The organism is Candidatus Accumulibacter propinquus (assembly GCF_056856495.1).
Genome location: NZ_JBSEHC010000003.1, coordinates 1592274 through 1618248, shown reverse-complemented (window position 1 = coordinate 1618248; position 25975 = coordinate 1592274). Strand labels below are relative to the sequence as shown.

At 59.6% G+C, this 25975-nt stretch carries 31 protein-coding genes; all 31 read right to left on the bottom strand.

Translation table 11 applies throughout. The features are described 5' to 3' along the window. Window positions 1-1326, bottom strand: coding sequence for a preprotein translocase subunit SecY (secY, locus tag AC15MQ_RS13275; protein ID WP_287670155.1), 1326 nt, complete (start codon window positions 1324-1326; stop codon window positions 1-3). A 23-nt stretch (window positions 1327-1349) separates the two neighbouring features. Beyond that, the gene (gene rplO, locus AC15MQ_RS13270) at window positions 1350-1784 is read right to left on the bottom strand and encodes a 50S ribosomal protein L15 (RefSeq protein WP_287652028.1); all 435 of its coding nucleotides are present in this window, start codon (window positions 1782-1784) and stop codon (window positions 1350-1352) included. Window position 1785: 1 nt separating this feature from the next. Further along, window positions 1786-1968, bottom strand: coding sequence for a 50S ribosomal protein L30 (rpmD, locus tag AC15MQ_RS13265; protein WP_287652029.1), 183 nt, complete (start codon window positions 1966-1968; stop codon window positions 1786-1788). 3 nt (window positions 1969-1971) lie between these two features. After that, entirely contained in the window at window positions 1972-2496 is a 525-nt protein-coding gene (rpsE, locus tag AC15MQ_RS13260; RefSeq protein ID WP_287652030.1) for a 30S ribosomal protein S5, read from the bottom strand. 27 nt (window positions 2497-2523) lie between these two features. Next, the gene (rplR, locus tag AC15MQ_RS13255) at window positions 2524-2877 is read right to left on the bottom strand and encodes a 50S ribosomal protein L18 (protein WP_287652152.1); all 354 of its coding nucleotides are present in this window, start codon (window positions 2875-2877) and stop codon (window positions 2524-2526) included. A 13-nt stretch (window positions 2878-2890) separates the two neighbouring features. Next, complete coding sequence (rplF, locus tag AC15MQ_RS13250; RefSeq protein WP_287652031.1) at window positions 2891-3427, bottom strand: 50S ribosomal protein L6; 537 nt, start codon at window positions 3425-3427, stop codon at window positions 2891-2893. 9 nt (window positions 3428-3436) lie between these two features. Beyond that, the gene (gene rpsH, locus AC15MQ_RS13245) at window positions 3437-3832 is read right to left on the bottom strand and encodes a 30S ribosomal protein S8 (protein ID WP_287652032.1); all 396 of its coding nucleotides are present in this window, start codon (window positions 3830-3832) and stop codon (window positions 3437-3439) included. A 15-nt stretch (window positions 3833-3847) separates the two neighbouring features. Further along, on the bottom strand, window positions 3848-4153 hold the full coding sequence (rpsN, locus tag AC15MQ_RS13240) for a 30S ribosomal protein S14 (RefSeq protein ID WP_287652033.1): 306 nt from the start codon (window positions 4151-4153) through the stop codon (window positions 3848-3850). A gap of 6 nt (window positions 4154-4159) precedes the next feature. Then, complete coding sequence (rplE, locus tag AC15MQ_RS13235) at window positions 4160-4699, bottom strand: 50S ribosomal protein L5 (protein WP_287652034.1); 540 nt, start codon at window positions 4697-4699, stop codon at window positions 4160-4162. Window positions 4700-4708: 9 nt separating this feature from the next. Next, window positions 4709-5026: a 50S ribosomal protein L24 gene (gene rplX, locus AC15MQ_RS13230; RefSeq protein ID WP_287652035.1), complete on the bottom strand. Its 318-nt coding sequence runs from the start codon at window positions 5024-5026 to the stop codon at window positions 4709-4711. An 8-nt stretch (window positions 5027-5034) separates the two neighbouring features. After that, window positions 5035-5403 (bottom strand): 50S ribosomal protein L14, encoded by a 369-nt coding sequence (gene rplN / locus AC15MQ_RS13225; RefSeq protein WP_287652036.1) that lies wholly within the window; start codon window positions 5401-5403, stop codon window positions 5035-5037. A 130-nt stretch (window positions 5404-5533) separates the two neighbouring features. Then, complete coding sequence (rpsQ, locus tag AC15MQ_RS13220; RefSeq protein ID WP_287652037.1) at window positions 5534-5800, bottom strand: 30S ribosomal protein S17; 267 nt, start codon at window positions 5798-5800, stop codon at window positions 5534-5536. Then, window positions 5797-5991, bottom strand: a complete 195-nt coding sequence (rpmC, locus tag AC15MQ_RS13215; protein WP_287652038.1) for a 50S ribosomal protein L29 — start codon at window positions 5989-5991, stop codon at window positions 5797-5799. The genes rpsQ and rpmC overlap by 4 nt, the downstream gene beginning before the upstream one ends. Window positions 5992-5993: 2 nt before the next feature. Continuing rightward, the gene (gene rplP / locus AC15MQ_RS13210) at window positions 5994-6407 is read right to left on the bottom strand and encodes a 50S ribosomal protein L16 (RefSeq protein WP_287652039.1); all 414 of its coding nucleotides are present in this window, start codon (window positions 6405-6407) and stop codon (window positions 5994-5996) included. Further along, the gene (rpsC, locus tag AC15MQ_RS13205) at window positions 6391-7236 is read right to left on the bottom strand and encodes a 30S ribosomal protein S3 (RefSeq protein ID WP_287652040.1); all 846 of its coding nucleotides are present in this window, start codon (window positions 7234-7236) and stop codon (window positions 6391-6393) included. The genes rplP and rpsC overlap by 17 nt, the downstream gene beginning before the upstream one ends. Before the next feature lie 9 nt (window positions 7237-7245). Continuing rightward, a complete protein-coding gene (gene rplV / locus AC15MQ_RS13200) occupies window positions 7246-7575 on the bottom strand; it encodes a 50S ribosomal protein L22 (RefSeq protein ID WP_287652153.1) in 330 nt (109 codons plus the stop codon). A gap of 10 nt (window positions 7576-7585) precedes the next feature. Next, complete coding sequence (gene rpsS, locus AC15MQ_RS13195) at window positions 7586-7861, bottom strand: 30S ribosomal protein S19 (RefSeq protein WP_287652041.1); 276 nt, start codon at window positions 7859-7861, stop codon at window positions 7586-7588. A 13-nt stretch (window positions 7862-7874) separates the two neighbouring features. After that, complete coding sequence (rplB, locus tag AC15MQ_RS13190) at window positions 7875-8702, bottom strand: 50S ribosomal protein L2 (RefSeq protein ID WP_287652042.1); 828 nt, start codon at window positions 8700-8702, stop codon at window positions 7875-7877. Continuing rightward, window positions 8702-9004, bottom strand: a complete 303-nt coding sequence (gene rplW / locus AC15MQ_RS13185; protein WP_287652043.1) for a 50S ribosomal protein L23 — start codon at window positions 9002-9004, stop codon at window positions 8702-8704. The genes rplB and rplW overlap by 1 nt, the downstream gene beginning before the upstream one ends. Then, the gene (rplD, locus tag AC15MQ_RS13180; protein ID WP_287652044.1) at window positions 9001-9621 is read right to left on the bottom strand and encodes a 50S ribosomal protein L4; all 621 of its coding nucleotides are present in this window, start codon (window positions 9619-9621) and stop codon (window positions 9001-9003) included. The genes rplW and rplD overlap by 4 nt, the downstream gene beginning before the upstream one ends. Continuing rightward, window positions 9622-10266, bottom strand: a complete 645-nt coding sequence (rplC, locus tag AC15MQ_RS13175) for a 50S ribosomal protein L3 (protein ID WP_287652045.1) — start codon at window positions 10264-10266, stop codon at window positions 9622-9624. Between the two features lie 113 nt (window positions 10267-10379). Continuing rightward, window positions 10380-10691 (bottom strand): 30S ribosomal protein S10, encoded by a 312-nt coding sequence (gene rpsJ, locus AC15MQ_RS13170; RefSeq protein WP_287652046.1) that lies wholly within the window; start codon window positions 10689-10691, stop codon window positions 10380-10382. Window positions 10692-10747: 56 nt separating this feature from the next. Further along, window positions 10748-11938, bottom strand: coding sequence for an elongation factor Tu (tuf, locus tag AC15MQ_RS13165; RefSeq protein ID WP_287670485.1), 1191 nt, complete (start codon window positions 11936-11938; stop codon window positions 10748-10750). Between the two features lie 21 nt (window positions 11939-11959). Continuing rightward, a complete protein-coding gene (fusA, locus tag AC15MQ_RS13160) occupies window positions 11960-14053 on the bottom strand; it encodes an elongation factor G (protein WP_287652048.1) in 2094 nt (697 codons plus the stop codon). 58 nt (window positions 14054-14111) lie between these two features. Beyond that, entirely contained in the window at window positions 14112-14582 is a 471-nt protein-coding gene (gene rpsG, locus AC15MQ_RS13155; protein ID WP_287652049.1) for a 30S ribosomal protein S7, read from the bottom strand. A 91-nt stretch (window positions 14583-14673) separates the two neighbouring features. Continuing rightward, complete coding sequence (gene rpsL / locus AC15MQ_RS13150) at window positions 14674-15051, bottom strand: 30S ribosomal protein S12 (RefSeq protein ID WP_287652050.1); 378 nt, start codon at window positions 15049-15051, stop codon at window positions 14674-14676. Between the two features lie 166 nt (window positions 15052-15217). After that, complete coding sequence (rpoC, locus tag AC15MQ_RS13145; RefSeq protein ID WP_287652051.1) at window positions 15218-19432, bottom strand: DNA-directed RNA polymerase subunit beta'; 4215 nt, start codon at window positions 19430-19432, stop codon at window positions 15218-15220. 89 nt (window positions 19433-19521) lie between these two features. Beyond that, entirely contained in the window at window positions 19522-23805 is a 4284-nt protein-coding gene (rpoB, locus tag AC15MQ_RS13140) for a DNA-directed RNA polymerase subunit beta (protein WP_287652052.1), read from the bottom strand. Between the two features lie 261 nt (window positions 23806-24066). Continuing rightward, the gene (rplL, locus tag AC15MQ_RS13135; RefSeq protein ID WP_287652053.1) at window positions 24067-24435 is read right to left on the bottom strand and encodes a 50S ribosomal protein L7/L12; all 369 of its coding nucleotides are present in this window, start codon (window positions 24433-24435) and stop codon (window positions 24067-24069) included. Between the two features lie 55 nt (window positions 24436-24490). Then, window positions 24491-24997 (bottom strand): 50S ribosomal protein L10, encoded by a 507-nt coding sequence (rplJ, locus tag AC15MQ_RS13130; protein ID WP_287652054.1) that lies wholly within the window; start codon window positions 24995-24997, stop codon window positions 24491-24493. Window positions 24998-25285: 288 nt separating this feature from the next. Then, window positions 25286-25975 (bottom strand): 50S ribosomal protein L1, encoded by a 690-nt coding sequence (gene rplA / locus AC15MQ_RS13125; RefSeq protein WP_287652055.1) that lies wholly within the window; start codon window positions 25973-25975, stop codon window positions 25286-25288.

Below are 25975 nucleotides of genomic sequence, written 5' to 3'. Positions count from 1 at the left end.
CTATTTCACCGGTAAACCGGAGCCTTTGAAGTTAGCCTTTTTCAACAGGCTCTCATACTGGTGCGACATGGCATACGCCTGTACCTGGGTCATGAAATCCATCGTCACCACCACAATGATCAGCAGTGAAGTGCCGCCAAAGTAAAAGGGCACGTTCCACTTGAGGATCAGGAACTCCGGCAGCAGACAAACGATGGTGATATACCCGGCGCCGACCAGGGTCAGGCGCATCAGGATCTTGTCGATATAACGTGCCGTCTGGTCCCCCGGCCGGATTCCCGGGACGAACGCGCCGCTGCGTTTCAGGTTGTCGGCGGTTTCCCTGGAATTGAACACCAGCGCGGTATAGAAGAAGCAGAAAAAGATGATCGCCGCAGCGTACAACATGACATAGATCGGTTGCCCCGGAGACAGGGCACCGGCGATGTCCTTCAACCAGCGCATCGACTCGCCCGCACCAAACCAGCCAGCGATCGTCGCCGGGAAAAGAATGATCGACGAAGCGAAAATCGGCGGAATGACCCCGGCCATGTTCAGTTTCAAGGGCAGGTGCGAACTCTGCCCACCGTATATCTTGTTGCCGACCTGGCGCTTGGCATAGTTCACCAGAATCTTCCTCTGGCCGCGCTCGACAAACACCACGAAGGCAGTCACCAGCACCACCAGCAGGCTGATCACGATCGCCGTCAGGGGGTGCATCGCCCCGGTCCGAACCAGCTCCAGCAGACCGCCGATGGCATTCGGCAAGCCGGCGGCAATACCCGCAAAAATAATGATCGAAATCCCGTTGCCAAGCCCGCGCTCGGTCACCTGCTCACCAAGCCACATCAGGAACATCGTCCCGGTGAGCAGTGTGATCACCGTGACGAAACGGAACATCAAGCCGGGATCGAGTACCAGTCCTGGCTGCGACTCCACCGCGACGGCGATGCCGATCCCCTGGAAAAGCGCCAGGAACACCGTGCCGTAGCGGGTGTACTGGGTGATCTTGCGTCGTCCGGCCTCCCCCTCCTTCTTCAGGGCCTCCAGTTGGGGGCTGGCGTGGGTCATCAGTTGCATGATGATCGACGCCGAAATGTACGGCATGATCCCGAGCGCGAAAATCGTGAAGCGCGAAAGCGCCCCACCCGAGAACATGTTGAACATGCCCAGGATGCCGCCCTGCTGCTTGTTGAACAACTCGCTCAACACCTGCGCGTCGATCCCCGGAACCGGGATGTGCGAGCCGATGCGATAGACCACCAGCGCACCGAGCAGGAACCACAGCCGGCGCTTCAGATCGCCGAACTTTCCACCTTTGCTGACCGGGCTCGAACTAGTTACCAAAAAAGATCACCTTTGCCTGCTCGTTATGCCGAAACGCTGCCACCGGCGGCTTCGATGGCTGCTCGTGCACCGGCCGTCGCCCCAATACCCTTGAGCGTAACCTTGCGATTGATCTCGCCCGAAAGCACCACCTTCGCCGACAGCGCATGCTGCGACACCAGGTTGGCCTGCATCAGCGTCGCCAGGTCGATCTCATCGACCGGCAGGCGCGCGATTTCGGACAGGCGTACCTCGAAGTTGCGCTCTCGGGTCATCGACTTGAAACCGCGCTTCGGCAGGCGGCGTTGCAGCGGCATTTGACCGCCTTCGAAGCCAACCTTGTGGAAGCCGCCGGCACGCGACTTCTGTCCCTTGTGGCCACGTCCACAGGTCTTGCCAAGACCCGATCCGATGCCGCGACCTACGCGCTTCCGATCCGGTCGGGCGCCAGCGGCACCCTTGACGCTATTCAGTTCCATCTCAGCCCTCACACTTCAAGAGGTACGACACCTTATTGATCATCCCGCGTACCGCCGGGGTGTCTTCGAGGAGCGAACTGCTGTGCATGCGCCGCAAACCCAGGCCGCGCACCGTCGCGCGATGCGACTCCTTGGTGCCGATCAGACTTCTGACCAGCGTGACTTTTACTTTCTTGTCGGTCATTGTTTACCCCAGTATCTCGGCTACGGACTTGCCCCGCTTGGCGGCGACTTCGGCCGGCGTGGTCATCGACCGCAAACCGTTGATCGTTGCCCGGACAATGTTGTAGGGGTTGGTCGAACCGTGCGCCTTGGCGACCACGTTGGCCATCCCGATGACGTCGAAGACAGCGCGCATGGCGCCGCCGGCGATGATTCCGGTACCTTCGGGTGCCGGCTGCATCATCACTCGCGAAGCACCGTGATGACCGACGACCGTATGCTGCAGGGTGCCGTTCTTCAGGCTCACCTTGATCAGATTGCGGCGGGCCTCTTCCATGGCCTTCTGCACCGCGACTGGTACCTCGCGCGATTTGCCCTTGCCCATGCCGACACGCCCGTCGCCGTCACCGACGACCGTCAGCGCGGCAAATCCCAGGATCCGACCGCCCTTCACCACCTTGGTGACGCGGTTGATCGAAATCATCTTTTCGCGCATGCCGTCGTCGGGCTTCTCGGACTGCTGCGGTTTTCTACTTTGTGGCTTCGCCATGGCTTACTCCAAATCTTTGCGCTGCGATCAGAACTTGAGACCGGCCTCACGCGCCGCATCCGCCAGCGCCTTGATCCGTCCGTGGTAGCGGAAGCCGGCGCGGTCGAACGCCACCTGCTCGATGCCGGCACTCCTGGCACGTTCCGCAATCAGCACGCCAATCGTCTTGGCCGCAGCGATGTCACCACCGTTGGGAAGCATCTTGCGAACTTCCGGCTCCAGCGATGAGGCCGCAGCCAGCACCTTCGATCCACACGCGGAAATCACCTGTGCATAGATGTGACAGTTGCTGCGGTGCACCGACAAGCGCACGGTTTTCAGTTCGGCAATCTTGGCCCGGGTTTTGCGGGCTCTGCGCAAACGCGCCTGTTTCTTGTCAATCATCTCGGCACCCTTACTTTTTCTTCTTCGTTTCCTTGATCGCGACGACTTCGTCGACATAGCGCACGCCCTTGCCCTTGTAGGGCTCCGGCTTGCGATATGCACGGACTTCAGCCGCCACCTGGCCAACCAGCTGCCGGTCAACTCCCTTGATCACGATCTCGGTCTGCGTCGGCGTCGCAGCAGTGATGCCGCTGGGCAGCTTGTACGCCACAGGGTGCGAGAACCCGAGGGTCAGGTTGAGCGTATCGCCCTGCGCCTGCGCGCGGTAACCCACACCCACCAGACTCAGCTTGCGCTCAAAACCTTTGCTGACACCGGTAACCATATTCGAGACAACCGCCCTGACGGTCCCGGAAAGCGCATCGGCCTGGGCCACACCCGCAACCGGCTTGCACAGCAGGCTATCGCCTTCCTGTTCGACGCTCACTGCCGAATGCACAGCAAAGTCGAGCACACCGAGCGGACCTTTCACGGAAATGTGCCCTGCCGAAAGATCGACGGTGACACCCTGCGGGACAACAATTGGTTTCTTAGCAACGCGGGACATAGCTCCCCCTTATGCGACGAAGCACAGGACTTCGCCGCCGACATGGCTAGCGCGGGCCTTGCGGTCTGTCATGACGCCCTTCGGAGTCGACACGATCGCCACCCCAAGGCCATTCATGACCTGCGGAATATCGCCTGCGCCCCGATAGATACGTAGGCCTGGGCGCGACACGCGGTCGATACGCTCGATGACGGGGCGGCCCGCGTAATACTTCAGGCCAATCTCAAGAATCGGCTTGCCTTCGTTCGGACTGACGGAGAAGTCCTCCACATATCCCTCGTCCTTCAGCACCTGGGCGATGGCAATCTTGACCTTCGAAGACGGCATGGCGACGGAGGCCTTGCTTGCCATCTGGGCATTTCGGATGCGGGTCAGCATGTCGCTGATCGGATCGCTCATACTCATTCTGTTCTCTCCTGCCTACCAGCTAGCCTTGATCATTCCCGGGACTTCGCCTTGCATGACGAACTCGCGCAGCTTGCCGCGACCCAAGCCGAACTTCCGGTAAACGCCGCGCGGACGACCCGTCAGAGCGCAGCGGTTGCGCAGCCTTACCGGACTGGCATTGCGCGGCAGCGCCTGCACTTTCAGGCGTGCCTCATAGCGCTCTTCGACGGACCGGCTCTGGTCAGCGACGATGGCCATCAGCTCAGCACGCTTCTTGGCATATTTTTCAACTGTCTTGCGCCGCTTTTCACCGCGGTTGATCACTGCGAGTTTCGCCATTTCGTCTCAGTTCCTGAAGGGAAATTTAAACGCGCCAAGCAAGGCACGCGCCTCTTCGTCGGTCTTGGCAGTGGTGGTAACACTGATGTTCATGCCCCGCAGAGCGTCGATCCGGTCGTATTCAATCTCCGGAAAGATGATCTGCTCCTTGAGACCCATGTTGTAGTTACCTCGGCCGTCGAAACCCTTCCCGGAGATACCGCGGAAATCGCGGACGCGGGGCAGCGCCACAGTGACCAGACGATCAATGAACTCGAACATGCGCGGACCACGCAGGGTCACCATGCACCCAATCGGGTAACCGGTGCGAATCTTGAAGCCCGCTATCGATTTGCGGGCCTTGGTACTGACCGGCTTCTGGCCGGCGATCTTGACCAGATCGCCGATCGCGTTTTCCAGCACCTTCTTGTCCGCCACCGCCTCGCCCACCCCCATGTTGAGGGTGACCTTGGTAATCCGAGGCACTTCCATCCGCGACTTGTACCCAAACTTCTGGGTCAGTTCGGGCACTACCGTCGTATTGTAGAATTCCAGCAAACGCGCCATGACTGCTCCTTAAACTCCCAACACTTCGCCGTTGGACTTGAAAAAACGGACCTTCGTACCGTCCCCAAGCGTTTTGAAACCGACGCGATCAGCTTTTTTTGTCGCGGGGTTATAGAGCGAAACATTGGAAACATGCAGCGGCATTTCCTTCTCCACAATGCCGCCGACGACGCCCTTGACCGGGTTCGGCTTGACATGCTTCTTGACGCGATTGACGCCTTCAACCAGCACATGCTCGGCATCACAGCGGCGCAGTATGGTCCCGCGCTTGCCCTTGTCTTTTCCGGCGATGACGACCACGTCGTCGCCCTTACGAATCTTTTCCATGACCTTCCTTAGAGCACTTCCGGCGCCAGGGACACAATCTTCATGAAACGGTCGCCGCGCAACTCGCGTGTAACCGGCCCAAAGATACGCGTTCCAATCGGCTCCATCTTGTTGTTCAGGAGTACGGCCGCGTTGTGGTCGAAGCGGACCAGCGACCCGTCTGCGCGACGTACGCCCTTGGCCGTACGCACCACCACCGCGCTATACACGTCACCCTTCTTCACTCGCCCACGCGGAGCGGCATCCTTGATGGTCACCTTGATGATGTCGCCGACACCTGCGTAGCGGCGCTTGGAGCCACCCAACACCTTGATGCACATTACCGAGCGTGCGCCGGTGTTGTCGGCGACGTCGAGAGTCGTTTGAACTTGAATCATCTGTAACTCCAACTTGGCCCGCGGTGGCGGTCAGTCTTGGAACCCGCTAGGGGAGAAACGCTCAACACTGATTTACCGTCGAGCGCGGGAAAACTCGGCATTATAGCCAGTTTGGGGTGAAACGCAAGCGCTAAATGGTCACCGCGCGCTGCAAGAGCTTGGTCACGATCCAGGACTTGGTTTTCGAAACCGGCCGACATTCTTCGATTTCGACCACATCGCCAACCTTGGCTTCGTCATTGTCGTTGTGCGCGTGATACTTGCTGGAGCGGACGATAATCTTGTTGTACATCGCGTGCTTGACGCGCCGCTCGACAATCACGGTGACCGTCTTATTCATGCGGTCGCTGGCGACTCGCCCGACCAGGGTGCGCTTGTTGCTGGTGGTCTCGCTCATTGTTGAACCGCCTTTTCACGAAGAAGCGTGCGTACGCGTGCGATTTGCCGACGCACTTTGCCAATCTGACTGTTATTGGACAACTGCTGGGTAGCAATCTGCATCCGCAGGCCAAACTGGGCTTTCAGCAGATCCAGCAACTCCTTGTTCAGTTCCTCAACGGTCTTTGCCCTGAGTTCATTAACTTTCATGATCAACCCACCATACGCGTAACGAAAACCGTCGGGATCGGCAACTTGGCAGCCGCCAGCGCAAAGGCTTCGCGCGCCAGGGCTTCATTTACCCCATCCATCTCGTAGAGAACCTTGCCCGGCTTGATTTCGGCGACGTAGTATTCCGGATTGCCCTTGCCGCTACCCATACGGACTTCGGCCGGTTTTTTCGAAATCGGCTTGTCGGGAAAGATACGGATCCAGATACGGCCACCACGCTTGATGTGGCGGGTCATAGCACGCCGCGCGGCCTCGATCTGACGAGCCGTCAAGCGCCCACGCCCAATCGACTTCAGCCCGAATTCACCAAAGCTGACCTTGGCGCCCCGCAACGCAAGGCCCGTGTTACGGCCCTTCTGCTCCTTACGGTACTTTCTTCTAGCTGGCTGCAGCATCTGTTGTTCCTGCCTTTCTCACTCGTTTTACGGGTGCCTTGACTTCTGGAACACCCTCAACCTTCGCAACTATCTCTTCCGGGCCATCCGACCTGCCCCGCACCGGCCGCTGCCGGTCACCACCTTCACCAGGGCGTGCAGGACGACGTGGGCGACGCTGATCCTCAGGTGCCGCCTCGGGGGCAACCGCCTGTTCCTGCCGATTGAGAATTTCGCCCTTGAAAACCCAGACCTTCACGCCAATCAGTCCATAGGTCGTCAAGGCTTCGGAGGTCGCATAGTCAATATCCGCACGCAGGGTATGCAGCGGCACGCGTCCCTCCCGGTACCATTCACGACGCGCAATTTCCGCACCGTTGAGACGGCCCGAGCTCATGATCTTGATCCCTTGAGCACCCAGACGCATGGCGTTCTGCATCGCGCGCTTCATCGCCCGACGGAACATGATGCGCTTTTCGAGTTGCTGTGTGATCGAGTCGGCAATCAGTTGGGCATCGAGTTCCGGCTTGCGGATTTCCTCGATACTGACATGCACCGGCACGCCCATGATCTTCTGCAGCGCCACCCGCAAGTGATCGATCTCCTCGCCCTTCTTGCCGATCACCACTCCGGGGCGTGCCGAAAAAACCGTGACCCGCGCATTCTTGGCGGGACGCTCGATGACGATGCGCCCAACCGATGCGTGCTTCAGTTTTTTCCGCAGGTATTCGCGAACGCGCACATCTTCATTGAGCATACCAGCGAAATCTTTGCTGTTGGCATACCACCGCGACGACCAGTCACGCGTGACAGCCAGACGAAAACCAGCAGGATGAATCTTTTGTCCCATTCTTGTTCCTCAGTTGCCGACGGTCAGAAAAACGTGACAGGTCGGCTTGACGATCCGGTTGCCGCGTCCCTTTGCCCGCGCCGTGAAGCGTTTGAGCACCATGCCCTTTTCGACGCAGATCGTCTTCACCTTCAGTTCGTCAATGTCGGCACCATCGTTGTGTTCGGCGTTGGCAATTGCCGACTCAAGCACCTTCTTGATGATTGCAGCACCCTTCTTCGGACTGAATGCCAGAATGTTGAGCGCCTTGTCCACAGGCAAACCGCGGATTTGGTCGGCTACCAACCGACCCTTCTGGCTTGACAGCCGCACGCCGCGCAGAACCGCACGAGTTTCCATATTCATTCCTTTACTTCTTGGCCTTCTTGCCAGAGGTGTGGCCCTTGAAGGTACGGGTCAGCGAGAACTCGCCCAGCTTGTGCCCGACCATGTTCTCGGTGATGTACACCGGAACGTGTTGTTTGCCGTTATGAACGGCGATGGTCAGACCAACGAAATCCGGCAGCACGGTTGACCGACGCGACCACGTCTTGATCGGTCGCTTGTCGCCCGTCGCGCGCACCACGCCCACTTTTTTGATCAGATGGGCATCGGCAAACGGGCCCTTTTTTACGGAACGTCCCATGGTTCTCTATCCCTTAGCGTTTTTGACGGCGCTGCACGATCATCGAAGTCGTGCGCTTGTTGCGACGAGTGCGATAACCTTTCGTCTTGGTACCCCAAGGACTGACCGGGTGCATCCCCGATGCGGTCTTGCCTTCGCCACCGCCGTGCGGGTGGTCAATCGGGTTCATCGCCACACCACGAACTGTCGGACGAACACCGCGCCACCTGTTGCCACCGGCCTTGCCTATGGAACGCAGGCTGTGCTCTTCGTTACCCACTTCGCCGATGGTCGCTCGGCACTCGACGTGCACACGACGGATCTCGCCGGAACGCAAGCGCAACTGCGCGTGAACTCCCTCGCGCGCCAGCAACTGCACCGAAGTACCGGCAGATCTGGCCAACTGGGCGCCCTTGCCCGGCACCATCTCGACACAGTGGATGGTCGTACCGACCGGGATGTTCCGAATGGGCAAAGTGTTTCCGACCTTGATCGGGGCCTCGGAACCACTCGATACCTGTTGGCCAACCGTCAGGCCCTTCGGGGCGACAATGTAGCGGCGCTCGCCGTCGGCATAGCACAGGAGGGCAATGTTGGCCGTCCGGTTCGGGTCGTATTCCAGGCGCTCCACTTTGGCCGGGACACCGTCCTTGTTCCGTTTGAAATCCACCAGTCGATAGTGTTGCTTGTGTCCGCCACCCTGGTGCCGTGTCGTGATGTGACCGTTGTTGTTGCGGCCGGCGTGCTTGGATTGTGGTTCAAGCAGCCCGGCCACGGGCGCACCCTTGTGCAGGGAGTGATTGACCACCTGGATAACAGCACGGCGACCCGGTGAGGTCGGTTTGACTTTGACGAGTGCCATTAGACGCCACCTCCATCGACGAAATTAATCTCGCTGCCCGGCGCCAGACAGACGTAAGCCTTTTTCCAGTTGTTGCGGCGACCCATGGCACGGCCAAACTTCTTGTGTTTGCCCTTGACGTTCGCGATCTGGACGGACTCCACCGACACCTTGAACAACAGCTCGACAGCTCCCTTCACCTCAGGCTTGGTGGCATCAGAGGCAACACGAAAAATCACCTGCTCGTACTTGTCGGCAACGAAAGTGGCTTTCTCGGAGATCTGCGGTGCGAGCAGCACCTGCATCAGACGTTCTTGATTCATCCCAGGATCTCCTCGAACTTGGCGAGCGCAGCTTTGGTCATCAGCACATGCTGGAAGCGGACCAGCGATACCGGGTCGGCCTGCTGGACTTCGACCACCAGAACGTTCGGCAGATTTCGCGAAGCGAGGAACACGTTCTCGTCGAGGTCGTCGGTGATCACCAGCACGGACTCGTAGCCCATGCCCTTGATCTTCGCCGCGAACAACTTGGTCTTCGGCGCCTCGATGGTCAGACTATCCACCACTGCGAGGCGATCCTGGCGTACCAGTTGCGAGAGAATCGACGCCATGCCCGCGCGGTACATCTTGCGGTTCAGTTTGTGGCTGAAATTCTCGTCGGACGAGTTGGGGAAAACCCGACCGCCGCCGCGCCAGATCGGCGACGACGACATGCCCGCCCGCGCCCGCCCGGTGCCCTTCTGGCGCCAGGGCTTCTTGGTCGTGTGCCGGACATCGTGGCGGTCCTTCTGGGCACGATCGCCACTGCGGGCGTTCGCCTGGTAGGCGACCAGCACCTGGTGTACCAGGGCTTCGTTGTATTCGCGCGCGAACAGAAGGTCGGAAGCGGCCAGGCGGCTCGCTTCCTGGCCCTGCTCATTGATCAGCTTGAGTTCCATTTATGCCCCCGCCTTGACTGCTGGACGCACAATCACGTCCGACCCCTTGGAGCCGGGAACCGCGCCCTTGAGCAACAGCAACTGCCGCTCGGCATCGACACGAACCACTTCGAGGTTTTGCTGGGTGCGTTTGACTGCCCCAAGGTGGCCAGCCATCTTCTTTCCCGGGAAGACGCGGCCGGGGTCTTGCGCCATGCCGGTCGAACCGTGCGCCTGGTGCGAGACCGAGTTGCCGTGCGCCGCGCCCTGGGACGAGAAGTGATGCCGCTTGATCGCTCCGGAGAAACCCTTGCCAATGGTCTGACCGGTCACGTCGACTTTCTGGCCGACAGCGAAGATGGTCACACTGATCTGGTCGCCAGGCTTGAAGCTGGCGAGTTCCTCGGTAGAGACCGGAAACTCTTTCAGCACATGCCCGGCTTCCACGCCGGCTTTGGCCAGATGCCCGGCCAACGGCTTGTTCACCCGCGATGGACGGCGTTTGCCGAATGTCACCTGCACGACGGAGTAACCGTCATTTTGCGGCGTTTTGATCTGGGCCACACGGTTGTTCGACACATCGAGCACGGTTACCGGGACGCTTACGCCATCGTCGGTAAATATGCGCGTCATGCCGACCTTGCGCCCAACAAGGCCTAGACTCATGCTTATTCTCCTCTAACCGGCTACGATTGGCCGGCGAGTTTTACTGAGGGAACGGACAGTTGAAGTTCAGGACTGTCCGGCGAAAGGCGGCGATTATAGCCGCAAGGACGGTCTTACTGCAACTTAATTTCGACGTCAACACCTGCCGGCAGATCAAGTTTCATCAGCGCGTCGACAGTCTTGTCCGTCGGATCGATGATGTCCATCAGGCGCAGGTGCGTGCGGATTTCAAATTGGTCACGCGAGGTCTTGTCTACGTGCGGCGAGCGAAGAATGTCAAAGCGCTCGATGCGGGTCGGCAACGGCACCGGGCCGCGTACAACGGCTCCAGTACGCTTGGCGGTTTCGACGATTTCCTGTGCGGACTGATCGATCAGACGATAGTCGAAGGCTTTAAGGCGGATGCGAATTTTCTGGCTATGCATTTTGTATTCCAAAGAGCGGTCGGTGGGGCTGCAAACCCCACCCGGAGTTTGCCGAACTACTCGATGATTTTGGCGACCACGCCGGCGCCGACGGTACGACCGCCTTCGCGAATCGCGAAGCGCAGCCCTTCCTCCATGGCGATCGGTGAAATCAGCTTGACTGTCATCTGCACATTGTCACCGGGCATGACCATCTCGACGCCTTCCGGCATGGCGATGGCGCCGGTCACGTCCGTCGTGCGGAAGTAGAACTGCGGGCGATAGTTGTTGAAGAACGGCGTATGACGACCCCCCTCCTCTTTCGACAGGCAGTAAACCTCACCGGTGAAGTGCGTGTGCGGCTTGATCGAGCCCGGCTTGGCCAGCACCTGACCTCGCTCGACGTCGTCGCGCTTGGTGCCGCGCAGCAGCACGCCCACGTTGTCTCCCGCCTGACCCTGGTCGAGCAGCTTGCGGAACATTTCCACGCCGGTGCAGATCGTCTTCACCGTCGGGCGGATGCCGACGATCTCGACTTCTTCCCCGACCTTGACCACCCCACGCTCCACCCGCCCGGTGACCACCGTGCCACGGCCGGAAATCGAGAACACGTCCTCGATCGGCAGCAGGAACGGCTTGTCGATTGCCCGTACCGGCGTCGGAATGTACGCATCCAGCGCGTCCGCCAGGGCCATCACCGAGCCTTCGCCGATCGCCCCGGTGTCGCCTTCCAGCGCCTTCAGCGCTGACCCCTGGATGATCGGCACGTCGTCTCCCGGAAAATCGTATTTCGAGAGCAGCTCGCGCACTTCCATGTCGACCAGTTCGAGCAACTCGGCGTCGTCAACCATGTCGCACTTGTTCAGATAGACGACGATGTACGGCACGCCGACCTGACGCGCCAGCAGGATGTGCTCGCGGGTTTGCGGCATCGGTCCGTCCGCCGCCGAGACCACCAGGATCGCGCCGTCCATCTGCGCCGCTCCGGTAATCATGTTCTTGATGTAGTCCGCGTGACCCGGGCAATCGACGTGTGCGTAGTGGCGCTTCGCCGTCTCGTACTCCACGTGCGCGGTGTTGATCGTGATCCCGCGCGCCTTTTCCTCCGGCGCCGCGTCAATCTGGTCGTAGGCCTTGGCCACACCACCATACTTTTTCGCCAGAATGGTCGTGATCGCCGCCGTCAGCGTGGTCTTCCCGTGATCCACGTGCCCAATCGTTCCTACATTGACGTGCGGCTTCGTCCGTTCAAATTTTCCCTTGGCCATTACCGTATCCTCAAAACAAAGTCATTTTTTGTTGATGACTGCCTCGGCGACGTTTTTCGGCGCCTCGGCGTAGTGCTTGAATTCCATTGAATAGGTCGCGCGCCCCTGGCTCAGCGAACGCAGCGTCGTCGAATATCCGAACATTTCCGCCAGCGGCACCTCGGCCTTGATCGCCTTCACGTTGCCGGGCAGATCTTCCATTCCCTGAATCATGCCGCGGCGACTGGAGAGGTCGCCCATCACATTGCCCATGTAATCCTCGGGGGTTTCGACCTCCACCGCCATCATCGGCTCAAGCAGGGTTGGCGATGCCCGTCGCATTCCTTCCTTGAAGGCGATCGCCGCAGCCATGCGAAAGGCGTTTTCGTTCGAGTCAACATCGTGATACGAGCCCTCAAACAGGGTGAACTTGATATCGACCACCGGGAAGCCCGCAAGCACTCCACTGGTTACCGAATCCTGCAAGCCCTTGTCCACCGCGGGAATGTATTCGCGCGGCACGGTGCCACCCTTGATCGCATCGATGAATTCGTAACCCTTGCCGGGTTCATTGGGTTCGATCTTCAGCCATACGTGACCGTACTGACCGCGCCCACCCGACTGCTTGACGAATTTGCCTTCCTGTTCTACCGACTTCTTGATGCACTCGCGGTAAGCCACCTGCGGTGCGCCGACGTTGGCGTCCACGCCGAACTCGCGCTTCAGGCGGTCAACAATGATCTCCAGGTGCAGTTCGCCCATCCCGGAGATGATCGTCTGCCCCGACTCCTCGTCGGTACGCACGCGGAACGAGGGATCCTCCTGGGCCAACCGACCGAGAGCAATGCCCATCTTCTCCTGGTCAGGCTTGGTCTTCGGCTCGACAGCCACGTGGATCACCGGTTCCGGAAAGACCATTCTCTCCAGAGTGATGACCGCCGCCGGATCGCAAAGCGTTTCACCGGTGGTAACCTCCTTGAGCCCGACGCAGGCGGCGATGTCCCCCGCAAGTACCTCCTTGAGTTCCTCACGGTTGTTGGCGTGCATCTGCAACACACGCCCGATGCGCTCGCGGCGACCTTTGGTCGGGTTGAAGATGGTATCACCCGACTTGAGGACACCGGAATAGACGCGAATGAAGGTCAGCTGGCCGACATAGGGGTCGGTCATCAGCTTGAAAGCAAGGGCGGAAAACTTCGCCGAGTCCGAGGCCTCGCGCGTCGCAGGCTCCCCGTTCTCATCTTCGCCAGTGACCGGGGGAATATCGACCGGTGACGGCAGCAGGTCGATCACCGCGTCGAGCATGCGTTGCACGCCCTTGTTCTTGAACGCAGTACCGCAAAGCGCCGGTTGAATCTCACAGGCGATCGTACGGTCGCGAAGTCCCCTGATGACGTCGGCCTCGCTGAGTTCACCCTGCTCCAGATAGCGGTCCATCAACTCTTCGGAGGACTCCGCCGCCGCTTCGACCATCTTGCTGCGCCACTCGTCGGCTTCGGCCTGCAGTTCGCCCGGAATCTCGCGATAGTCGAACTTCATTCCAAGGGAGGCTTCATCCCAATAGATGGCCTTCATCTTGATCAGATCCACGACGCCCTCGAAGTAGTCCTCCTTGCCGATCGGAATCACGATCGGTACAGGATTGGCCTTCAGGCGGCTTCGCATCTGGTCAACGACCTTGAAAAAGTCGGCGCCCTGACGATCCATCTTGTTCACGAAGGCAAGACGCGGCACCTTGTACTTGGTCGCCTGGCGCCAGACCGTCTCGGACTGCGGTTGCACACCGCCAACAGCGCAATAGATCATGCACGCGCCGTCAAGCACACGCATCGAGCGCTCGACCTCAATAGTGAAGTCAACGTGTCCCGGGGTATCAATGATGTTGATACGGTGCTCGGGGCGATCGAGTTGCATGCCCTTCCAGAAACAGGTCGTGGCTGCCGAGGTAATGGTGATGCCGCGTTCCTGCTCCTGCGCCATCCAGTCCATGGTTGCGGCGCCGTCATGCACCTCACCGATCTTGTGGTTGATACCCGTATAAAACAGGATACGCTCGGTCGCCGTCGTCTTGCCAGCGTCAATGTGAGCGCTGATACCAATGTTCCGGTAACGCTCAATGGGTGTTTTGCGTGCCACAGTAGTAAACCTTCACTAATAAAGAGCGATCGCCAGCGCCAGACCGCTGCTGGTGTACCTAGAACCGGAAGTGCGCAAACGCCTTGTTGGCTTCTGCCATACGGTGCACTTCATCGCGTTTCTTGACCGCACCGCCACGGCTTTCAGATGCCTCCAGCATTTCCGCCGCCAGGCGCTGACCCATCGACTTCTCGGACCGCTTGCGTGCCGATTCGCGCAGCCAGCGCATGGCCAGCGCCATCCGCCGACTCGGCCGAACTTCAACGGGCACCTGGTAGTTGGCACCGCCGACGCGACGGCTTTTCACTTCGACCAAGGGTTTGATATTACCCAAAGCCAGACCGAAAACCTCCAGCGGGTCCTTGCCAGTCTTGGTCACGATCTGGTCGAAGGCGCCATAGACGATGCGCTCGGCGACGGATTTCTTGCCGCATTTCATAATGGTGTTCACGAACTTCGAAACCTCGACATTGCCGAACTTGGGATCCGGCAGGATATCGCGCTTCGGCACTTCACGGCGACGGGGCATGGCAACCTCTCATAGTCACAATTCAGTCGAAAGGTCGGCCAAAGCGCCGCCTTTCCCGGCCGCTAGAGCGGCCCTTACGCTAAAACAGCGGTCAAGCAGCCTTCGGGCGCTTGGTACCGTACTTGGAACGACCCTGTTTGCGCTTCTTGACTCCCTGCGTATCCAGAGAACCTCGAACCGTATGGTAGCGGACACCCGGCAAATCCTTCACGCGACCACCACGGATCAGAACCACGGAGTGCTCCTGAAGGTTGTGACCTTCACCGCCAATATACGAAATGACCTCGAATCCGTTCGTCAGGCGCACCTTGCACACCTTTCGCAGCGCTGAGTTCGGCTTCTTCGGCGTGGTGGTGTAAACGCGGGTGCAAACTCCGCGCTTCTGGGGGCAATTGCCCAAAGCCGGAACTTTGCTTTTGCTGCGTACGGCCTCGCGAGGCTTGCGCACCAATTGGTTAATGGTTGGCATGTTTCCACCCTATTATTCAGCGCAGCGACCGTGGCGACTGGCACCCGGCTTCTGCAAAAAACCAAGGCGGACCAAAGGCCGCCTTGGCGATTTTCATGATCGGCCGCCGTAGCGTGTGGCTGTTGGCGACAAAGACCGGCGATTCTATGGTCTATTACGCTCCAAGTCAAGCCACTGGGGCATCCTGAGCGCTCTCCATGCTCGGTACCGGTTCGTCCTCGGCCAGCAGAGAGCTCCCGGCAGCAATATCCTCGCCAGCCACGTTCTTCTTGCGGGTGGTGTGATAGGCAAGACCGGTACCTGCCGGTATCAGACGGCCGACAATGACATTCTCCTTGAGACCACGCAATTCGTCGCGCTTGCCCATGATCGCCGCTTCGGTCAGAACGCGGGTGGTTTCCTGGAAAGAGGCCGCAGAGATGAACGAATCGGTAGACAAGGAGGCTTTGGTGATTCCCAGCAACACGTGCTCGTAAGTCGCAGGGAGCTTGCCTTCAGCGTGCATGCGATCGTTTTCGTCGAGCAGATGCGCACGTTCGACCTGTTCCCCTTTGATGAATTTGGTGTCGCCAGGGTCCACCACATTGACCCTGCGCAGCATCTGACGAACGATCACCTCAATGTGCTTGTCGTTGATCTTGACACCCTGCAGGCGGTACACGTCCTGGACCTCATCAGTGATGTAGATGGCCAGTGCTTCGACGCCCAGCAACCGCAAAATGTCGTGCGGGTCCGGCGCGCCGTCGACGATCGACTCCCCCTTGTTCACCACCTGTCCATCATGCACCAGAACGTGCTTGTCCTTGAGAATGAGGTATTCGTGTGTCGCGCCGTCAAGATCGGTAATGACCAGCCGCTGCTTGCCCTTGGTGTCCTTGCCGAATGACATGGTGCCGGTGTACTCCGCCAGCATGCCTGCGTCCTTGGGCGTGCGCGCCTCGAAAAGTTCCGCGACGCGCGGCAGACCCCCGGTAATGTCGCGGGTCTTCGCAGATTCCTGTGGCAGACGCGCCAGCACGTCGCCGACCGAGATCTGTTGGCCATCCAGGACGTTGATAATCGCGCCAACCTGGAAGGTGATGGTCACCGCGTGATCGCTGCCGTGCATCTTGACTTCTTCGCCAGCGGCGTCGAACAACCGCACCTGCGGGCGCAGCCCCTTGCTTGGCGCCTTGCCACCGCGCTTCGGGTCAATCACCACCAGCGTCGAAAGTCCCGTCACTTCGTCGATCTGCTTGGCGACGGTCACCCCTTCCTCGACGTTTTCGAACTTCACCAGACCCGAGTATTCGGCGATGATCGGACGCGTGTGTGGATCCCAACTCGCCAGGCGCGCTCCAGCCTTGACCGCCTGAGCGTCGGCCACCTGCAGGGTCGCCCCATAGGGCACCTTGTGCTTCTCCCGCTCGCGACCGTTGTCGTCAGTGATCAGCACCTCGCCCGAGCGCGTGATGACGATCTTCTCTCCCTTGGCACTGGTGACGTAGCGCATCGTCGCCGTGAAGCGGACCACGCCGGCGCTGCGTGTCTCGACATGGCTCGCAACCGCCGCCCGCGACGCGGCCCCCCCGACGTGAAAGGTGCGCATGGTCAACTGCGTGCCAGGCTCGCCAATCGACTGCGCGGCAATCACCCCGACCGCTTCGCCGACATTGACCGGCGTACCACGGCCAAGGTCGCGACCATAGCACTTGGCGCAAAGACCATAGCGTGTCTCGCAGGTCAGCGGCGTACGTGCCTTGACTTCGTCGACCCCCAACTGGTCGATCACGTCGCAGTGGTCCTCACTGATCAGCGTGCCCTGCTCGATGACCGTCTCCTGAGTATCCGGGTTCACCACATCAGAGGCGGTCACGCGCCCGAGGATGCGCTCGCGCAAAGCCTCAATGACTTCGCCACCTTCAATCAAGGCTTTCATGGTCACGCCGTTGCTGGTTCCGCAATCCTCCTCGATCACGACGAGGTCCTGCGTGACATCGACCAGACGCCTTGTCAGGTAACCCGAGTTGGCGGTTTTCAGGGCGGTATCGGCCAGGCCCTTGCGGGCCCCGTGGGTAGAGATGAAGTATTGGAGAACGTTCAGCCCTTCGCGGAAGTTGGTGGTGATCGGTGTTTCGATGATCGACCCGTCAGGCTTGGCCATCAGGCCACGCATGCCGGCCAACTGGCGAATCTGCGCCGCGGAACCGCGCGCACCGGAATCGGCCATCATGAAGATCGAGTTGAAGGACTCCTGTTTCTCCTTCTCGCCGTGGCGGTTGGTGACTTCGACGTGCCCGAGCTGGTCCATCATCACCTTGGCGACCTGGTCACCGGTGCGCCCCCAGATATCGACGACCTTGTTGTAACGTTCACCGTTGGTCACCAGACCGTTGGTGTACTGGTTCTCGATTTCCTTGACCTCTTCTTCGGCAGCCGCAATGATCTCGCGCTTCTGCGCCGGCACCAGCATGTCGTCTGAGCAGATCGAGATGCCGGCGCGGGTGGCCAGGCGGTAGCCGTTCTGCATCAGCTTGTCGGCAAAGACGACGGTCTCCTTCAGGCCGCAGCGGCGGAAGGCAGCGTTGATCAGCTTCGAGATTTCCTTTTTCTTGAGGCTCTTGTCGATCAGGCTGAAAGGCAGGCCCTTCGGCAGGATTTCGGAGAGCAAGGCACGCCCGGCCGTGGTGTTGTAGCGCGTGATCTTCTGCTGCCAACCGCTTTCGCCGTCACTCTCGTACTCGGTGATTCGCACTGAAATTCTGGCATGGATGTCCAGCTCGCCGGCCTGCATCGCGCGGGTGACCTCCGCCAGGTCGGGGAACAACATACCCTCCCCTTTGGCATTGATCCGCTCGCGAGTGGCGTAGTAGAGGCCGAGAACGATATCCTGCGACGGAACGATAATCGGCTCGCCGTTCGCCGGCGACAAAACATTGTTCGACGCCAGCATCAGCGTACGCGCTTCCATTTGGGCTTCGAGCGACAAGGGCACATGCACCGCCATCTGGTCACCATCGAAGTCGGCATTGAAGGCTGCGCACACCAGCGGATGCAACTGGATGGCCTTGCCTTCGATCAAAGTCGGTTCGAACGCCTGAATACCCAGACGGTGCAGCGTGGGCGCACGGTTGAGCATGATCGGATGTTCGCGAATCACTTCTTCCAGGATGTCCCAGACCACCGCCTCCTGTGTCTCGACCATTTTCTTGGCCTGCTTGATGGTCGTGGCCAGGCCCATGACTTCGAGACGGTTGAAAATGAAAGGCTTGAACAACTCCAGCGCCATCAGCTTGGGCAAGCCACACTGATGCAGCTTGAGCTGGGGTCCAACCACGATCACCGACCGCCCCGAGTAGTCCACACGCTTGCCGAGCAGGTTCTGGCGGAAACGACCTCCCTTGCCCTTGATCATGTCGGCCAGCGACTTGAGAGGGCGCTTGTTGGCGCCAGTCATCGCCTTGCCACGACGTCCGTTGTCGAGCAGAGAATCCACCGCCTCCTGAAGCATGCGCTTCTCGTTGCGCACGATGATTTCTGGCGCTTTCAGTTCGAGGAGGCGCTTCAGGCGGTTGTTGCGGTTGATCACGCGGCGGTAGAGATCATTGAGATCGGAGGTCGCAAAACGCCCCCCGTCCAGGGGCACCAGCGGACGCAGGTCTGGCGGCAGAACCGGCAGAACTTCAAGCACCATCCATTCGGGCTTGATCCCCGACTTCTGAAAGCCCTCCAGAATCTTGAGGCGCTTGGAAAATTTCTTGCTTTTGGTTTCCGAAGTGGTCGTTTCCAGTTCCGAGCGCAACGTTTCGACTTCGCGCCCCAAATCGATGGACCGCAACAATTCGCGTATGCCTTCCGCGCCCATCGCGGCGTAGAAGTCATCGCCGTACTCCTCGACCTTGGCCAGGTAGTCATCCTCGGTCAGCAACTGGCCACGCGCCAACGGCGTCATACCCGGGTCGAAGACCACGAAGGCCTCGAAGTAAAGCACCCGTTCGATGTCGCGCAGGGTCATGTCGAGCACCATGCCGAGGCGGCTCGGCAGGCTCTTCAGGAACCAGATGTGAGCAACCGGACTGGCCAGTTCGATGTGCGCCATCCGTTCGCGACGGACCTTGGCCAGCGTCACTTCGACGCCACATTTCTCGCAAATGACGCCACGATGCTTGAGCCGCTTGTATTTGCCGCAAAGACACTCGTAGTCCTTGATCGGACCAAAAATCTTGGCGCAGAACAGACCGTCACGCTCCGGCTTGAAGGTCCTGTAATTGATCGTCTCCGGCTTCTTCACTTCGCCGTAAGACCACGAGCGGATCTTGTCCGGCGAGGCAAGGCCAATGGTGATCGCATCGAACTGCTCTTCCTGCGTCACCTGTCTAAACAAATCCAGCAATGCTTTCATCTCTTGCTCCAGTAAGGAGTGGGGTGTCAGGGGTGCAGAGCCATCAGGCAGGAGGATTCAGGTTCCTCCTCAACCCCTCGGCAAAACAATCAGAAACGTTCGAGGTCGATATCGATCGCCAGCGAACGAATTTCCTTGACCAGCACGTTGAAGGACTCCGGCATGCCGGCGTCGATCTTGTGATCACCCTTGACGATGTTCTCATATACCTTGGTGCGGCCGTTGACGTCATCTGACTTGACGGTCAGCATCTCCTGCAACACGTAGGAAGCACCATAGGCCTCGAGTGCCCAGACCTCCATCTCGCCGAAACGCTGGCCGCCGAACTGCGCCTTGCCGCCCAATGGCTGCTGGGTCACCAGCGAGTACGGTCCGGTCGAACGGGCGTGCATCTTGTCATCGACCAGGTGATGCAGCTTCAGTACGTGCATGTATCCCACCGTGACCTGGCGCTCGAACTGCTCACCGGTACGACCATCGAAAAGCGTCATCTGCGCGGATTGCGGCATGCCCGCGAGGGCCAGCACGGACTTGATTTCCGACTCCTTCGCCCCGTCGAAAACCGGCGTCGCAAAGGGTACGCCAGCCTCAAGGTTGCCCGCCATTTCAAGGATCTCAGCGTCATTAAGCTGATCGAGTTCTTCAGGCTTGCCGGTACTGTTGTAAATCTCGTCGAGAAACCCTCGCACTTCCCTGGCTGTCGCCTGTCGACGCAACATTTCGCCGATCTTGAAGCCCAGGCCTTTGGCAGCCAGCCCCAGATGGACCTCGAGAATCTGTCCCACGTTCATCCGCGAGGGCACCCCAAGCGGGTTGAGCACGATGTCTACGGGTCGCCCGTCAGCCATGTACGGCATGTCCTCGACCGGCACGATGCGCGAAACAACCCCCTTGTTGCCATGCCGTCCAGCCATCTTGTCGCCCGCCTGCAGGCGACGCTTGACCGCGACATACACCTTGACCATTTTCTGAACACCAGGTGGCAATTCGTCGCCTTGTGTCAGCTTCTTGCGCTTCTCCTCGAAGGCCACGTCGAAGCCCTTGCGGGTCTGTTCCAGGCCCTCGCGCAGTGACTCCAGTTGCTGCGCAACATCTTCGTCCGCCATTCGGATATCGAACCAATGATGCGGGTCGAGACCGTCGAGGTAGTCCTGCGCCACCAGCGTACCCTTGGCCAGCCGCTTCGGCCCGCCGTTCGCCGGCTTGCCGACAATCATCCGCTCGGCACGGGCAAATGCGTCGCGCTCGACGATCCGCAACTGGTCGGCAAGGTCAAGTTTGTAGCTGCGCAGGTGGTCGTCAATGATCGACTGCGCCCGCTTGTCACGCTCGATGCCCTCACGGGTAAAGACCTGAACATCAATCACCGTCCCCGAGATGCCCGATTGCACGCGCAGCGAGGTGTCCTTCACATCGGACGCCTTCTCACCGAAGATCGCCCGCAACAGTTTCTCTTCCGGGGTCAGTTGTGTTTCACCCTTGGGAGTCACCTTGCCCACCAGCACGTCACCGGCCTCGACTTCGGCACCGATGTAGACAATCCCCGACTCGTCAAGCCGTGAGAGTTGCGACTCACCCAGAGAAGCGATGTCGCGAGTGATTTCCTCCGGTCCAAGTTTGGTGTCGCGCGCAACGACCGTCAGTTCCTCGATGTGGATCGAGGTAAAGCGATCCTCGGCGACCACCCGCTCGGAGATCAAAATCGAATCCTCGAAGTTGTAGCCGTTCCATGGCATGAAAGCGACGAGCATGTTCTGGCCAAGCGCCAGTTCACCCTTGTCGGTCGATGCCCCGTCGGCGACCACATCCCCTTTGGCGATGTGGTCGCCGACGCGAACCAGCGGCCGCTGATTGATATTGGTGTTCTGATTGGAACGTGTGTACTTGACCAGGTTGTAGATGTCGACCCCGACCTCGCCCGGCCCGGTTTCATCGTCATTGACACGTACCACGACCCGCGAAGCATCAACGTAATCGACCAACCCACCACGCAGCGCCTGCACCGCGGTACCCGAATCCACCGCCACGGTGCGCTCGATGCCGGTTCCCACCAGCGGCTTTTCCGGGCGCAGACAGGGCACCGCCTGGCGCTGCATGTTGGCCCCCATCAGCGCACGGTTGGCGTCGTCATGCTCCAGGAACGGAATCAGGGAAGCGGCAACCGATACGATCTGGCTGGGCGCCACATCCATGTACTGGACGCGTGCCGGCTCTGCGAGGATGGTTTCCCCCTTCTCTCGACAGGTAACCAACTGGTCGGTCAACACCCCCGCATCGCCAAGATTGGAGTTGGCCTGGGCGATGATGTACGCACCCTCCTCAATCGCCGACAGATACTCGATCTGGTCGGTCACTCGGCCATCAAGCACTTTCCGGTAGGGGGTTTCAAGGAAGCCGTATTCGTTGGTACGAGCGTACAGTGCCAGCGAGTTGATCAACCCGATGTTCGGGCCTTCCGGCGTTTCGATCGGGCAAACCCGACCATAGTGCGTGGGATGCACGTCGCGCACTTCAAAGCCCGCACGTTCCCGTGTCAGGCCACCCGGACCAAGGGCCGAAACACGGCGCTTGTGGGTAATCTCCGACAGTGGGTTGGTCTGGTCCATGAACTGGGATAGCTGGCTGGAGCCGAAAAACTCCCTGACCGCAGCGCTGATCGGCTTGGCGTTGATCAAATCGTGCGGCATGAGATTGTCCGACTCGGCCTGTGAGAGGCGCTCCTTGACCGCACGCTCGACGCGTACCAACCCGGCGCGGAACTGGTTCTCCGCCAGTTCGCCAACCGAGCGCACGCGGCGGTTACCCAAGTGATCGATATCATCGATTTCGCCGCGACCATTGCGCAACTCGACGAGCAACTTGATTACTTCGACGATATCACGCGGCGACAACGTCAGTTGCTCGCGCACCTCTCCGGCCACACCCACTGCCTTGAGCTGTTCAAACAAGGCCAGGGCTGCCTCTTCGGTCAGATTCTCGGCCACCGCGCGCGGCCCATAGCCCAACTCGGCAATGACTTGCTCGACCGCCGCTACGGGATCACCGACCGCTTCGTTGACCAGCTTGACGATCCCCTCGCGCTTGGACGGCACATGCTTGACCATCAGCTTGTGTTCGACCACTGCCTTGCGGGCGACGCGGCGGTTGAACTTCATGCGACCCACCGCCGACAGATCGTAGCGATCATCGGAGTAGAACAAGCCATTGAAGAGGATTTCGACGGCCTCTTCGGTCGGCGGTTCGCCCGGTCGCATCATTCGGTAGATGGCGATGCGCGCCGCTTGACGCGACACCGTCTCGTCGGCGCGCAGGGTCTGCGAAATGAAGCCACCACGGTCGAGGTCATTGATGTACAGCGTGTGCAACGAGTCAACCCCTGCCTCCACGAGCTTCGCCAGCAAGGTTTCGGTAATCTCGTCGTTGGCATTGGCCAGGATCTCGCCGCTACCCTGGTCGATGATATCCTCTCCGATCACCCGACCGATGAGAAAGTCATCGGGCACCGGCACCTGCTTGATTCCGGCAGCGTCGAGTTCGCGAATGTGCTTGGCGGTAACCCGCTTGTCCTTGGCGACAATCAGTTTTCCTGAAGGATCGTTGAAGTCAAAGCGTGCAACCTCGCCGCGCAGGCGCTCCGGAACCAGCGCAAACTCGATCACCTTGCGGCCGAGATAGAAGGTGTCGAATTCGAAGAACTCGCGCAGGATGCGCTGTGGCGTCAAACCAATCGCCTTGAGCAGGGTTGTCACCGGCATCTTGCGGCGGCGATCGACCCGGAAAAACAGAAGATCCTTCGGGTCGAACTCGAAATCCAGCCAGGATCCGCGGTAAGGAATCACCCGCGCCGAGAAGAGTAACTTGCCAGAGCTGTGCGTCTTGCCACGGTCATGCTCGAAGAACACTCCCGGCGAGCGGTGAAGCTGCGAGACGATGACCCGTTCGGTGCCATTGATGACAAACGAGCCCGTCGAGGTCATCAGCGGGATCTCACCCATATAGACCTCCTGCTCCTTGACTTCCTTGATCGTGTCAGGCGCTTCGCGATCCAGAATGACCAGACGAACCTTGGCCCGCAAGGCCGAGGCGAAGGTCAGGCCGCGCTGCTGGCACTCGGTGACATCGAAGGCGGGGTCGGAAAGCGTAAAGCTGACAAACTCCAGGCGGGCATTGCCGCTGTGACTGACGATCGGAAAAATCGAGGAAAAGGCTGCCTGCAAGCCCTGGTTCTTGCGCTGAGCCGGTGGCACACTGGCCTGCAGGAACGCAGAAAAGGACTCAAGCTGTGTCGCCAGCAAGAACGGAACGTCAAGAACGCTGGTGCGCTTGGCGAAGCTCTTGCGGATACGCTTTTTCTCGGTGTAGGAGTAGGTCATGTTCGCTCCGAACTCAGAAGGCAAATCCTCTAGCGCACCGGCGTTGACAAAAAAGCCGCCGGCCCGCAACGGACAAACGCAATGGGATTAGCTGAGCGCAACGCCGTCGAACACCCGCTCGACCTTCGCTACTCGCACTTGCGTTTGCACGCTGCACCCGCAGTACGCCCACCACACCATCGGCGGACGCAAAGCGGATTCCGGAAAAGCACAAAAGGGCTGACCGCCGAAAGGCTGTCAGCCCAGCGTGCTGAACCGGGATTACTTGATTTCGACCTTTGCTCCGGCGTCCTCAAGGAGTTTCTTGAGCGATTCCGCATCGGCTTTCGAAATTCCCTCCTTGACGGCTTTCGGCGCGCTGTCGACGAGATCCTTCGCTTCCTTGAGGCCAAGTCCGGTCGCTGCGCGAACGACCTTGATCACTTCGACCTTCTTCTCACCGAAACTGGCAAGCAACACGGTGAATTCGGTCTGTTCCTCAACCACCGGTGCCGCCGCACCGGTCGCGGCGACGGCCATCGAGGCGGCAGATACGCCAAACTTCTCTTCGAACGCTTTGACCAGATCGTTCAGTTCCATGACAGTCATCGCGCCGACGGCGTCGAGGATGTCTTCTTTGGTAATAGCCATCTTCACTTCACTCCTAAATCCGAATACTGAATACTGAAAAAAACCGACAGAGCGATCAGGAAACTGCTTCTGCTTCTTCTTCTCGCTGTTTGGCCAAAGCTGCAAGAGCGCAGGCAAAACCGGTCACCGGCGCCTGCATGATGCCCAGCAACTGAGCGAGCAGTTCGTTGCGACTTGGAATCGACGCAAGCGCCTGCACACCGGCCTTGTCCAGAAGATCGCCAGCAAAGCTGCCAGCCTTCAGCACCAGTTTGTCATTGGTTTTTGCAAAGTCGTTGAGTACCTTTGCCGCGGCAACCGGATCATCCGAGATACTGTAAATCAACGGTCCGGTCATCTGCTCGGCCAAGCCGGCAAACGCCGTACCCTCGACCGCTCGCCTGACCAGGGTGTTCTTCATCACCCGAAGGTAAACACCCGCGGCACGCGCCTGCGCCCGCAGACGGGTCAGGTGGGCCACCGGCAAACCGCTGTACTCAGCCAATACTATCGTCTGGGCACTCGCCACCCTGGCCGAGACTTCGGCCACGACGACTTTCTTTTCATCAAGATTGAGACCCACAAGCCTTTCCTCCCATCAAGTCAACACACGACGCATCGGCACGATGCGCCGCACCCACGGCGACCTTGATCAGGAGTTGCAGCGAGGGGCACAAGGGCTCTTCTACTGCGCAATCCTTTTCGGGGCGCACCGTCTACGCAGGCCGCTTGCACGCTTAAGCCTCTGGCGACAACCTTCGACACCTGCGGTCTTTGACGATCCATCGACACACCAGTAAGGAGCGGCCGATAACCCAACAAAGTTCGTTACCCGGCCAAGCGCATCGGCGCCGCCCGGTGCTGCTCTCTGCTACAGCGTGGAAGCGTCCACGCGCACACCCGGCCCCATCGTGCTCGACAATGCCACCCGCTTCACATACTGCCCCTTGGAGGTTGCCGGCTTGGCCTTGATCAGCGCATCGAGCAGGGCCTTCAGGTTCAGCGCCAGTTTGTCGCTGTCGAATGAAGCACGACCGATGGTGCTGTGGATGATCCCGCCCTTGTCGGTACGGTACTGGACCTGGCCAGCCTTGGCATTCTGGACTGCGGTAACCACATCCATCGTGACCGTGCCCACTTTCGGGTTCGGCATCAGGCCACGCGGACCCAGAATCTGACCCAATTGACCGACCACGCGCATGGCGTCCGGGGTTGCAATCACCCGGTCGAAATTGATCACCCCGGATTTGATCTCGGCTGCAAGGTCCTCGAAGCCGACGATATCCGCACCGGCAGCCTTGGCTGCAGCTGCCTTTTCGCCCTGCGCGAAGACGGCCACGCGAATGGTCTTGCCGGTGCCTGCCGGCAGGACCACCGACCCACGTACGATCTGATCGGACTTGCGTGGATCGACACCGAGGCAGACCGCGACATCAATCGATTCGTCGAACTTCGCCAGCGCGAACTCCTTGCTCAGTTTCAGCGCCTCGGCAACGGGATAACTCTTGTTATGGTCGATCTTGCCCTTGAGGGCCTTTTGACGTTTGCTCAGCGTTGCCAT

What these genes read in the sequence shown, in the direction of transcription:
- rpsG (WP_287652049.1), bottom strand. Translation starts at nt 14,582, where the DNA reads ATGCCCCGTCGCCGTGAAGTGCCGAAGCGCGATATCCTGCCGGATCCC.
- rplP (WP_287652039.1), bottom strand. Translation starts at nt 6,407, where the DNA reads ATGCTGCAGCCAGCTAGAAGAAAGTACCGTAAGGAGCAGAAGGGCCGT.
- rpsN (WP_287652033.1), bottom strand. Translation starts at nt 4,153, where the DNA reads ATGGCGAAACTCGCAGTGATCAACCGCGGTGAAAAGCGGCGCAAGACA.
- rplV (WP_287652153.1), bottom strand. Translation starts at nt 7,575, where the DNA reads ATGGAAACTCGTGCGGTTCTGCGCGGCGTGCGGCTGTCAAGCCAGAAG.
- rplA (WP_287652055.1), bottom strand. Translation starts at nt 25,975, where the DNA reads ATGGCAACGCTGAGCAAACGTCAAAAGGCCCTCAAGGGCAAGATCGAC.
- rpsC (WP_287652040.1), bottom strand. Translation starts at nt 7,236, where the DNA reads ATGGGACAAAAGATTCATCCTGCTGGTTTTCGTCTGGCTGTCACGCGT.
- rpsL (WP_287652050.1), bottom strand. Translation starts at nt 15,051, where the DNA reads ATGCCAACCATTAACCAATTGGTGCGCAAGCCTCGCGAGGCCGTACGC.
- rplF (WP_287652031.1), bottom strand. Translation starts at nt 3,427, where the DNA reads ATGTCCCGCGTTGCTAAGAAACCAATTGTTGTCCCGCAGGGTGTCACC.
- rpsE (WP_287652030.1), bottom strand. Translation starts at nt 2,496, where the DNA reads ATGGCGAAGCCACAAAGTAGAAAACCGCAGCAGTCCGAGAAGCCCGAC.
- rplE (WP_287652034.1), bottom strand. Translation starts at nt 4,699, where the DNA reads ATGGCGCGTTTGCTGGAATTCTACAATACGACGGTAGTGCCCGAACTG.
- rpoC (WP_287652051.1), bottom strand. Translation starts at nt 19,432, where the DNA reads ATGAAAGCATTGCTGGATTTGTTTAGACAGGTGACGCAGGAAGAGCAG.
- rpmD (WP_287652029.1), bottom strand. Translation starts at nt 1,968, where the DNA reads ATGACCGACAAGAAAGTAAAAGTCACGCTGGTCAGAAGTCTGATCGGC.
- rplL (WP_287652053.1), bottom strand. Translation starts at nt 24,435, where the DNA reads ATGGCTATTACCAAAGAAGACATCCTCGACGCCGTCGGCGCGATGACT.
- rpsH (WP_287652032.1), bottom strand. Translation starts at nt 3,832, where the DNA reads ATGAGTATGAGCGATCCGATCAGCGACATGCTGACCCGCATCCGAAAT.
- rpsQ (WP_287652037.1), bottom strand. Translation starts at nt 5,800, where the DNA reads ATGAGCGAGACCACCAGCAACAAGCGCACCCTGGTCGGGCGAGTCGCC.
- tuf (WP_287670485.1), bottom strand. Translation starts at nt 11,938, where the DNA reads ATGGCCAAGGGAAAATTTGAACGGACGAAGCCGCACGTCAATGTAGGA.
- rpoB (WP_287652052.1), bottom strand. Translation starts at nt 23,805, where the DNA reads ATGACCTACTCCTACACCGAGAAAAAGCGTATCCGCAAGAGCTTCGCC.
- rplW (WP_287652043.1), bottom strand. Translation starts at nt 9,004, where the DNA reads ATGAATCAAGAACGTCTGATGCAGGTGCTGCTCGCACCGCAGATCTCC.
- rplN (WP_287652036.1), bottom strand. Translation starts at nt 5,403, where the DNA reads ATGATTCAAGTTCAAACGACTCTCGACGTCGCCGACAACACCGGCGCA.
- rpsJ (WP_287652046.1), bottom strand. Translation starts at nt 10,691, where the DNA reads ATGCATAGCCAGAAAATTCGCATCCGCCTTAAAGCCTTCGACTATCGT.
- rpsS (WP_287652041.1), bottom strand. Translation starts at nt 7,861, where the DNA reads ATGGGACGTTCCGTAAAAAAGGGCCCGTTTGCCGATGCCCATCTGATC.
- rplX (WP_287652035.1), bottom strand. Translation starts at nt 5,026, where the DNA reads ATGGAAAAGATTCGTAAGGGCGACGACGTGGTCGTCATCGCCGGAAAA.
- rplO (WP_287652028.1), bottom strand. Translation starts at nt 1,784, where the DNA reads ATGGAACTGAATAGCGTCAAGGGTGCCGCTGGCGCCCGACCGGATCGG.
- rplB (WP_287652042.1), bottom strand. Translation starts at nt 8,702, where the DNA reads ATGGCACTCGTCAAAGTCAAACCGACCTCACCGGGTCGCCGTGCTGTT.
- rpmC (WP_287652038.1), bottom strand. Translation starts at nt 5,991, where the DNA reads ATGAAAGTTAATGAACTCAGGGCAAAGACCGTTGAGGAACTGAACAAG.
- rplC (WP_287652045.1), bottom strand. Translation starts at nt 10,266, where the DNA reads ATGAGTCTAGGCCTTGTTGGGCGCAAGGTCGGCATGACGCGCATATTT.
- rplD (WP_287652044.1), bottom strand. Translation starts at nt 9,621, where the DNA reads ATGGAACTCAAGCTGATCAATGAGCAGGGCCAGGAAGCGAGCCGCCTG.